This window comes from Streptomyces sp. NPDC001634 (genome assembly GCF_040298185.1).
GTDB lineage: Bacteria > Actinomycetota > Actinomycetes > Streptomycetales > Streptomycetaceae > Streptomyces.
The window spans coordinates 165,508-173,575 of sequence record NZ_JBEOZU010000009.1; the positions used below are offsets into that span (position 1 = coordinate 165,508).

Genomic DNA, 8,068 nt, shown 5'->3' on the forward strand with positions numbered 1-8,068 from the left:
CACCAGGACGGCCTGGACGAACGGGCCCGGGCCCTCCGCGACACGGCGAAGGGTCCGGGCCCGGATGTCTCAGCGCCGGCCGTTCTTCGAGTCGAGCAGACCCGCGCGGCGCAGCGCGTCGGCCATCGCGCTGTTGGCCGGCGGCGGGGGCGCCTGACGCGAGGTGCCGCCCTGGCGGCCCTGCCGCTGCTGCGGAGGACGCCCGCCACGCTGCTGACGACCGCCGCCGCTCTGCTGTCCCTGCGGTGCGGCTTCGTCGTCCAGGCGCAGCGTGAGCGAGATCCGCTTGCGCGGAATGTCGACGTCCAGCACCTTCACCTTGACGATGTCGCCCGGCTTCACCACGTCCCGCGGGTCCTTGACGAACGTCTTCGACATCGCGGAGACGTGCACAAGGCCGTCCTGGTGGACGCCGACATCCACGAAGGCGCCGAACGCGGCGACGTTCGTGACGACGCCCTCCAGGACCATCCCGGACGACAGGTCGGAGATCTTCTCGACGCCGTCCTTGAAGGTGGCCGTCTTGAACGCGGGCCGCGGGTCGCGTCCCGGCTTCTCCAGCTCCTTGAGGATGTCGGTCACCGTCGGCAGACCGAACGTCTCGTCCACGAAGTCGCCCGGCTTCAGCGAACGCAGCACCGACGTGTTGCCGATCAGCGAGGCCACCTCCTGGCCCGCGGTCTTCACCATGCGCCGGACCACGGGGTACGCCTCCGGGTGCACGCTGGAGGCGTCCAGCGGATCGTCGCCGCCACGGATCCGCAGGAAGCCCGCGCACTGCTCGTACGCCTTGGGGCCGAGCCGCGCCACGTTCTTCAGCTGGGAGCGCGAGGTGAACGGGCCGTTGGCGTCGCGGTGCGCCACGATGTTCTCCGCGAGCCCGGAGGAGACGCCGGAGACCCGGGCGAGCAGCGGCGCCGACGCCGTGTTGACGTCCACACCCACGCCGTTCACACAGTCCTCGACCACCGCGTCCAGCGAGCGCGACAGCTTCACCTCGGACAGGTCGTGCTGGTACTGGCCGACGCCGATGGACTTCGGGTCGATCTTCACCAGCTCGGCGAGCGGGTCCTGGAGACGGCGGGCGATCGAGACCGCGCCGCGCAGCGACACGTCCATGTCCGGCAGCTCCTGCGAGGCGAAGGCGGAAGCCGAGTACACGGACGCGCCCGCCTCGGACACCATCACCTTGGTGAGCTTCAACTCCGGGTGCTTGCTGATCAGTTCACCGGCGAGCTTGTCCGTCTCGCGGGACGCCGTGCCGTTGCCGATCGCGACCAGCTCGACCGCGTGCTCCTTGGCGAGGCGCGCCAGCTTCGCGATCGCCTCGTCCCACTTGTTGGCGGGCACGTGCGGGTAGATCACATCCGTCGCGACCACCTTGCCGGTGGCGTCCACCACGGCCACCTTCACTCCCGTACGGAACCCGGGGTCCAGACCCAGCGTCGCGCGCGTGCCGGCCGGGGCGGCCAGCAGCAGGTCGCGCAGGTTCGCCGCGAAGACGGCCACCGCCTCGTCCTCGGCGGCCGTACGCAGTCGCAGTCTGAGGTCGATGCCGAGGTGCACGAGGACGCGGGTGCGCCAGGCCCAGCGGACCGTCTCCACGAGCCACTTGTCGGCGGGGCGGCCGCGGTCGGCGATCCCGAAGCGGTTCGCCACGATCCCCTCGTACGACGACGGGCCGTCCGTCGGCTCCTCGGGCTCCAGGACGAGGTCGAGGACCTCTTCCTTCTCGCCGCGCAGCATGGCGAGGATGCGGTGCGAGGGCAGCTCCGTGAAGGGCTCGGCGAAGTCGAAGTAGTCGGCGAACTTGGCGCCCGCCTCCTCCTTGCCCTCCCGCACCTTGGCAGCCAGGCGCCCGCGCACCCACATCCGCTCACGCAGCTCGCCGATCAGGTCGGCGTCCTCCGAGAACCGCTCGGTGAGGATCGCTCGCGCGCCGTCGAGCGCGGCCTGCGGATCGGCGACGCCCTTGTCGGCGTCGACGAAGGCGGCCGCCGCGGCCAGCGGCTCGACCGTCGGGTCGCCGAGCAGGCCCTCGGCCAGCGGCTCCAGACCGGCCTCGCGCGCGATCTGCGCCTTGGTGCGCCGCTTCGGCTTGAACGGCAGATAGATGTCCTCCAGGCGCGCCTTGGTCTCGGCGCCCCGGATCTGGGCCTCCAACTCCTCGGTGAGCTTGCCCTGCTCGCGCACCGACTCCAGGATCGCCGTGCGCCGCTCCTCCAGCTCCCGCAGATAGCGCAGCCGCTCCTCGATCGTGCGCAGCTGCGCATCGTCGAGCATCTCGGTCGCTTCCTTGCGGTAGCGGGCGATGAAGGGCACCGTCGAACCGCCGTCGAGCAGCTCGACCGCGGCCTTCACCTGCCGCTCCCGTACGCCGAGTTCCTCGGCGATCCTGCCTTCGATGGACCCTGCTCCGAGGGACCCGGGTGTCGTCACGATCCCGTACCGCCTTCTCCACTGAGGTTGCGCGGCAATTGTGGCAGGTCGGACCGACAACGGGGGATCAGGGCACGGGTCGGCCGTGTCACCCCTTGCCGATCATGCCCTCCGGGAAGGCCCCCGCGGCGAGAGCCCTGGTCAGCAGCCCGCCCGCCAGTTCCGTGAGGCGCTCGACGCCCGCGGCACCCAGGTGCTCGTACGGGGCACGGTCCAGGCGGTCGGTCTCCGCCTCGATCTGCCTGCGCAGCGCGACACCTGCCTCGGTCAACCCGCCCTCGGCGTCGAGCAGCCCGCGCTCGCGCAGCCGCTCCACCGCCGCGTCCCAGTGCTCCCGGCTCCAGCCCCGGGTCCCGCACGCCCACTTCGGGGCCATCCCCTTGCCGGTGGCGGTGTGGCTCGCCATCGCCTCCACCGGGTCGAGTTCCGCATCCAGCAGCACCGCGAGATGGCCGTCGCCGCGGTGCTCGCGCAGCAGCGTCGCCGCGTGCCAGAACGCCAGGTGCGGTGCGTCGGGCACGGGCAGATCGGCGTGCGCTGCGTACAGGGGGCGCGCGTGGCGGGAGCACGCCTCGGCCGCGCGCAGCGCCAGCTCCGCCGCCTCGGCCATCTCCTTGGAGGACACGACGTCCTCACCGAGAAGCCGCCGCAGCGTCGCGTCCACGGCACGCGCGCGTGCCGCAAGGACCACCTCCGGGGATGCCGTGTCCCACACGGCGGGCACGTGTTTCGCCACCAGCTCGGGCCGGAAGTTGTAGAACGTCGCCGTCACCACGCCCGCGCCCACCGGTCCCATCGCCGCCGCCCGCACCGCGAAGTAGGCGGCCCGCTGGTCCTCGACGCCCACGGCGGCCAGTTCCCGGTCCAGGTCCGGCGAGAAGTAGTGCGCCGAGTGCAGCGCATTGATCACGTTGTGGCAGCGCCGCCCGGCGCGCTCCGGCAGGGTAGTGGTCATGACCGGCAGGCTACCGACTGGTTGGTACGTCGGGAACGGTGGGGAGCCTGATGGCAGGAAAGGTGGGTTGTTCGTCATTGCAGCCATCCCGGAGCCCGCCAAGAATCGAGAACATGCGCACCCTCCTGGTCGTCCTCTTCGACGATGTGCAGAGCCTCGACGTCACTGGCCCGGTGGAGGTCTTCGCGGGCGCCGAGATCCACTCGCCCGGGACCTACCGCATCGTCACGGCCTCCCTGGACGGCGCCCCCGTCCGCACGTCGAGCGGCCTCACGCTCGTCCCCGACCACACACTGGCCGAGGCACCCGCCCCGCACACCCTGCTCGTCCCGGGCGGCCAGGGCACCCGGAGACCCGACCCGCGCCTGGTGGACTGGGTGCGGGAGCACGGCTCGCACGCCGACCGTCTGGTCTCCATCTGCACCGGCGCGATCCTCCTCGCCCGAGCGGGCCTTCTCGACGGCCGCCGGGCGACCACCCACTGGGCCTACTGCGACACGCTGGCGCGCAACCACCCGGAGATCGAGGTCGAACCCGACCCCATCTACGTGCGCGACGGCCACGTCGCCACCTCCGCCGGCGTCACCTCGGGCATCGACCTCGCCCTGGCCCTGGTCGAGGAGGACCTGGGCCGCGACACCGCACTGACCATCGCACGCCACCTGGTCGTCTTCCTGCGCCGTCCCGGGAACCAGGCCCAGTTCAGCGCCCAGCTCGCCGCTCAGACCGCGCAGCGCGAGCCCCTGCGCGAGGTTCAGCAATGGATCACCGAGCATCCCGACGGCGACCTCAGCGTCGAGTCGCTGGCCGCCCACGCCCGGCTGTCACCCCGCCACTTCGCGCGCGCCTTCCAGGCCGAGACCGGGACGACCCCAGGCCGCTACGTCGACCGCGTACGCCTCGAACACGCCCGCCGCCTCCTGGAGGACACCGCCGACGGCATCGAGGAGATATCCCGCGCCAGTGGCTACGGCACGCCCGAGGCGATGCGCCGCGCCTTCGTGAAGGCACTCGGCGCGGCCCCGGCGGAGTACCGGCGCCGCTTCCGCCCGGCAACCACCACTCGCTGATTCACCGGAGGGGAAACCCATTGATCACCGAAGGGAAACCCATGCAGATCGCGATCGTCCTCTACGACCGCTTCACCGCCCTCGACGCCGTGGGCCCGTACGAGACCCTCGGCCGCCTCCCCGACGCGGAGACCGTCTTCGTCGCCGAGCGGACGGGGCCCGTGCGCAGCGACACCGGAGCCCTCGCACTCACCGCCGACAAGACCCTCGCCGACGTGCCGAGCCCCGGCATCGTCGTCGTCCCGGGCGGCCCCGGCCAGACCCCGCAGATGGAGAACCAGGCCCTCCTCGACTGGCTGCGCGCGGCCGACGCCACCAGCACCTGGACGACGTCCGTGTGCACCGGCTCCCTGCTGCTCGCCGCCGCCGGACTCCTCCAGGGGCGCCGCGCCACCTCGCACTGGCTGGCCCTGGACTTCCTGAAGCAGTTCGGCGCCGAACCCACGGGCGAGCGCGTCGTGTTCGACGGCAAGTACGTCACTGCCGCCGGAGTCTCCTCCGGCATCGACATGGGCCTCGCCCTGCTCGGCCGCATCGCGGGCGACGAACACGCCCAAGCCGTACAGTTGCTGACCGAGTACGATCCGCAGCCGCCCTATGACGCGGGATCCCCGCAGAAGGCGCCCGCGCACCTCGTCGAGGAGTTCCGCGGCAAGAGCCGCTTCATCCTGACGTAGTCCAGGTCACCTTCTCGGCCGTGAAGCGACTGAGCTTGCCCACTCGTGCGCTTCACACTTCGTCGCCGTCGGCTGCGGCACCGAAGTCGCATCCGCCCAGTCGGGCGCGGGACCGGTGACAAGGCCCCACACCGGGAAATCCGGTGACGCGAGCCCGGTCAACACCAACCACAACCGTGTCCCCGGACAAGCCGGTTCGTGCCTTCGAGGGCTCTCAGACCGGCTCCGCCGGCCTAGAGGATGCTGCGGCGCTCCGCGTCGTTTTCGCGAGGATGCGATTCCTCCCGGGCATGAATGCGGGCGTCCTCACAAGACCAGGTGAACCGCGGCTGCCTGCGCTCCAGGAACGCGGCGACGCCCTCCGTGGTGTCGCCGCTGCCGCGCGCCCGCTCGGCCCAGTACGCGTCCCGGTCCGTGCGCCCGTTCGCGAACTCCTTGGCCGCGGCCTGCGTCAGCTGCGAGCGCGAGGCCAGCACACGTGTGAACTCCGCTACCCGCTTGCCGAGTTCGCCCTCGGGCAGTATCTCGTCGACCAGACCGGTCCGCAGCGCCCGCTCCGCGTCGATCAACTCGCCCGAGAACAAGAGGTACTTGGCGGTACCGGGCCCTACCAGAGACACCAGCCGGCGGGTGGAGGAGGCCGGGTAGACGATCCCCAGCTTGGCCGGCGTCACCCCGAACAGCGCACCCTCCTCCGCGAACCGGAGATCGCAGGCCGCCGCGAGCTGTGACCCGCCGCCCACGCAGTGGCCGCGGATGGCCGCCAGCGTCGGCTTGGGAAACGCGGCCAGCGCCTCCTCGGCCAGCACGGCCAGCGTCTGCGCCTGCTCCGGCGATCCCCGCAGCGTGGAGATGTCGGCGCCCGCACAGAACGTCGCGCCCTCGCCGGTGAGCACCAGGACCCGGACGGCCGGATCGGCGGCCAGCTCGTCGAGCAGCGGCGGCATCGCCTCCCACATGCCGGCCGTCATGGCGTTCCGCTTGGCCGGGTGGTGGATGACGACGGTCGCGACCCCGTCGGCGACGCTGTGCAGCAGCTGCGGCTCCATACCACGGATGCTATCCGCACCCCCGGACGCACGATCAGGAGACCAGGAGGCGACCCGATGTCACGAGGGGCCGGGCCGGTGCAAACCCGTACAACCCGAAGAGTTCCGAAGGGGGCGCCACGAAGGACAGGAGCGGTCACTCGACCGACGGCGGCATACGCCAACGGTCAGAAACCGTCGATACCTGCCGACTTGTGTTCAGTCATTCGGTACCTACCGGCGCATTCCCAACACTCGACATGTGGTGACAATCGAGCGCAAGGGTGGCGACCGGACGATGGAGAACCGAGGGCGAGGGTATGGCCCGCGCCCTGAAGGCGGCGGGTCGGGGCAGGACGTTCGCAGACCACCGGGACCGCTGCCGTACGAGGGGGTCTGGCGGTTCACCGCCGCCGCCGTGGACGCCTCGGTGCCGCAGGCGCGGCACGCCGTCCGGGATCTGCTGGCCCGCCAGGGTGTGCCCGTCTCGGACGACACCGTGCACGCCCTGCTGCTGATCGTCTCCGAGCTGGTCACCAACGCGGTCCGGCACGCGGCGCTGCTGTCGCCCCTGCTCGCCGTGGAGGTCGCCGTCGGTCCCGAATGGGTGCGGGTGTCGGTGGAGGACGACCACCCCTACCGCCCGAGTGCCCTGGAGGCCGACCACGGCCAGACCGGCGGCCGGGGACTGCTCCTGGTCCGCGAGGTCACCAGGGAGGCGGGCGGCGTGTGCGACGTCGAGCACACGGCAAACGGCGGCAAGGTGATCTGGGCCGCCCTGCCGCTCAAACCGGCACAGATCTTCTGACTGCCCCGAAGCCGCTGGGGCATACGAGCCGTCCGGCCACGTGGGCCGGACGGACCTCCCGCTCACCAGCCTGCGGACGGTCCCGTCAGCTCCCTGATCGCGGGCCGTGCCGCGTCCAGGACCGTCATGAACCACGACGAGAACGTGTCCTTCGCATGCCGTTCCGCCAGCTCCTCGGCGGTCACGAAGGCCGTCGCCCCGACCTCCTCCGGGTCGGGACGCACCGGGGACTGCACCAGACCGACGAAGAGGTGGTTGAACTCCTGCTCCACCAGGCCCGAGTCCGGGTCCGGGTGGTTGTAGCGGACCGTGCCCGCCTCGGCGAGCAGCGAGGGGGAGACGCCCAGCTCCTCGTACGTCCGCCGGGCCGCCGCGGCGAACGGCGCCTCGCCCGGGTAGGGGTGGCCGCAGCAGGTGTTCGACCAGACGCCGGGGGAGTGGTACTTGCCCAGCGCACGCTGCTGGAGCAGCAGCCGGCCGCGCTCGTCGAAGAGGAACACCGAGAACGCCCGGTGCAGCTGACCCGGAGGCTGATGAGCAGCGAGCTTCTCCGCCGTGCCGATCGTGGTGCCGTTCTCGTCGACCAGCTCAAGCAAGATGGCTTCAGCGGCGCCGTTCGACGAACGGTCCGTCGCGGTGGCAGGTGTGATCGGCATGCCCATCCTTCGCATTGGTTGTCCAGCCTCAAGTCTGCCGTACGAATCCGGCACTCCCGGCACTTCGTGACTCCCCGCATGTCCCACCCCGGCCGTCCGGACAGGCCGCACGGCCCTCGTGGAACGGACGCCGGAAGCGTCCGGATACCTGATCGTGCCCGGCGCCACGGAGGGGGAACCGCCCCCAGGGGTGCACCGCGGTTGCCCCATGCCCGCACGCAGGCCGTACTCCCGGTGTGCACCCCTGCCATCACACGCACGTGTCATGCCGGACCCGGCGCGCACGTGACCACTCCGGCGCGGTGCGTATGCCGGTTGCGGCAGGTCAGTCGCGGCTCGCCTCGGGGTGGTGCAGCAGCCAGCCCTGCCAGGCCGACTCCACCATCCCGCGCACCCCGCGCCGTGCGCTCCAGCCCAGCGCCCGCTCGGCCAGCG

General features: G+C 71.5%; 7 protein-coding genes and 1 pseudogene. 3 read left to right on the forward strand and 5 right to left on the reverse strand.

From position 1 onward, the window contains the following. Positions 1–69: 69 nt before the first annotated feature. Together ABT186_RS08645 and ABT186_RS08650 are read right to left on the reverse strand one after the other, a co-directional pair. A complete protein-coding gene (locus ABT186_RS08645; RefSeq protein WP_351224702.1) occupies positions 70–2,439 on the reverse strand; it encodes a Tex family protein in 2,370 nt (789 codons plus the stop codon). A gap of 88 nt (positions 2,440–2,527) precedes the next feature. Further along, positions 2,528–3,394 carry an SCO6745 family protein gene (locus ABT186_RS08650; protein ID WP_351224700.1) on the reverse strand — a complete coding sequence of 289 codons (867 nt, stop codon included), beginning with the start codon at positions 3,392–3,394 and terminating at the stop codon, positions 2,528–2,530. A 113-nt stretch (positions 3,395–3,507) separates the two neighbouring features. Here ABT186_RS08650 and ABT186_RS08655 point away from each other — a divergent pair, with 113 nt between their 5' ends. Beyond that, the gene (locus tag ABT186_RS08655) at positions 3,508–4,464 is read left to right on the forward strand and encodes a GlxA family transcriptional regulator (RefSeq protein ID WP_351224698.1); all 957 of its coding nucleotides are present in this window, start codon (positions 3,508–3,510) and stop codon (positions 4,462–4,464) included. A 41-nt stretch (positions 4,465–4,505) separates the two neighbouring features. Further along, positions 4,506–5,141, forward strand: a complete 636-nt coding sequence (locus tag ABT186_RS08660) for a DJ-1/PfpI family protein (protein ID WP_351924214.1) — start codon at positions 4,506–4,508, stop codon at positions 5,139–5,141. Between the two features lie 233 nt (positions 5,142–5,374). Here the strand turns inward: ABT186_RS08660 and ABT186_RS08665 are convergent, their stop codons facing one another. After that, positions 5,375–6,190 carry an enoyl-CoA hydratase/isomerase family protein gene (locus ABT186_RS08665; RefSeq protein ID WP_351224694.1) on the reverse strand — a complete coding sequence of 272 codons (816 nt, stop codon included), beginning with the start codon at positions 6,188–6,190 and terminating at the stop codon, positions 5,375–5,377. Between the two features lie 277 nt (positions 6,191–6,467). Between ABT186_RS08665 and ABT186_RS08670 the strand changes: the two genes are divergently transcribed. Next, positions 6,468–6,977 carry an ATP-binding protein gene (locus tag ABT186_RS08670; RefSeq protein ID WP_351224750.1) on the forward strand — a complete coding sequence of 170 codons (510 nt, stop codon included), beginning with the start codon at positions 6,468–6,470 and terminating at the stop codon, positions 6,975–6,977. A 62-nt stretch (positions 6,978–7,039) separates the two neighbouring features. Here ABT186_RS08670 and idi read toward each other — a convergent pair whose 3' ends face one another. Together idi and ABT186_RS08680 are read right to left on the reverse strand one after the other, a co-directional pair. Then, positions 7,040–7,633 carry an isopentenyl-diphosphate Delta-isomerase gene (gene idi, locus ABT186_RS08675; RefSeq protein WP_351224692.1) on the reverse strand — a complete coding sequence of 198 codons (594 nt, stop codon included), beginning with the start codon at positions 7,631–7,633 and terminating at the stop codon, positions 7,040–7,042. Between the two features lie 325 nt (positions 7,634–7,958). Beyond that, positions 7,959–8,068: pseudogene (locus tag ABT186_RS08680) on the reverse strand (UDP-glucose 4-epimerase GalE); the annotation flags it as partial.